The 1,237-nt window shown below is 60.4% G+C and carries 1 protein-coding gene; it reads left to right on the top strand.

The window, feature by feature from the left end; genetic code table 11:
• Window positions 1-245 precede the first annotated feature (245 nt).
• Complete coding sequence (locus CXK96_RS20575) at window positions 246-1,217, top strand: IS110 family transposase (RefSeq protein WP_102838248.1); 972 nt, start codon at window positions 246-248, stop codon at window positions 1,215-1,217.
• The last annotated feature ends 20 nt before the right edge of the window (window positions 1,218-1,237 follow it).

Below are 1,237 nucleotides of genomic sequence, written 5' to 3' on the forward strand. Positions count from 1 at the left end.
GCTCGCTCCTTGTATCTCGACTGCTGCCTCATTGTGGGCAATAGTCCCCGACTGATCATCGGGGGAAGGTCAGGAAGCCGAGCTCGCTCCAAGGCCTCGAGCCTGTAACGTAGATAGTGCTCCAGCCTTCCACACTCACTCGTACAGCTCGAACGGTATCCAGAGCCCGCCTATGGCATGAGCTCGCATCAACAAGGTTGAGCCGGGTGCAGTGATGATCATTGGATCAGCAGAAGGAGCATCCCATGCCCAGTGTCGTCGGCATCGATATTGCCAAGCACACATTCGACATCGCCACTTGCCAGGCTAACGGTAAGTACCGCACCAAAGCCAAGCTCGCCAATCGTGAGGCGGGTTTCGAGACTCTGCACCAATGGCTGCTCAAGCACAGCGAGCCCCAGGCGTGGGTTCTGATGGAGGCGACCGGTGTTTATCATGAAGCCCTAGCCGAGTGGCTACATGACAAGGGCTACCGGGTCTGTGCCCTGAATCCAGCCCAGGTGGCATATTACGCGCGCAGCCAGTTGCAGCGAGTGAAAACCGACAAGGTAGACGCCAAGCTGATCGCGGCTTACGGCGAGCGGCACCAGGACGAGCTACGTGCCTGGCAGCCCGAATCACGGGCCCTCCGGCGCCTGAGAGCTCTGGTACGCCGTCTGGAGGATCTGCGGGAGATCCAACAGATGGAGCGCAACCGCTTGGAGGTCGCTGACACCAGCGTGTACGACTCCATCCAGTCGGTCCTGCAACATGTGGATCGACAGATCGCCGAGACGATCAGGGCAATCAAACAGCACATCGATGACGACCCTGACCTTCGCGGCCAGCGTGACTTGCTGACCAGCATCGATGGCATCGGTGACAAGACGGCCGCTCTGCTGTTGGCCGAGCTGGGCGATCCCTTACGGTTCGCCGGCAGCCGCGCCTTGACCGCCTTCGCCGGACTGAACCCGCAGTTGCAGGAGTCAGGTCTCTACAGGGGACAGACGCGCATCTCGCGCACAGGCTCCTCTCGTCTGCGCGCCGGGTTGTATATGCCGGCGGTCTGTTCACTCAAGCGCAACCCCGCGATCAGTGCGCTGCGTGACCGCCTGAAGGCCAAAGGCAAGAGCGGCAAGCAGATTGTCTGCGCCGCCATGCGAAAGCTGTTGAGCATCGCTTATGGCGTGCTCAAGTCAGGGCAACCTTTCGACCCCAGACTCGCCATTGCGCACTAAGGGGCAAGACGGTATCTACA

This window comes from Stutzerimonas stutzeri, from assembly GCF_002890895.1.
GTDB classification, from domain to species: Bacteria; Pseudomonadota; Gammaproteobacteria; order Pseudomonadales; family Pseudomonadaceae; genus Stutzerimonas; species Stutzerimonas stutzeri_AB.

What these genes read in the sequence shown, in the direction of transcription:
- CXK96_RS20575 (WP_102838248.1), top strand. Translation starts at nt 246, where the DNA reads ATGCCCAGTGTCGTCGGCATCGATATTGCCAAGCACACATTCGACATC.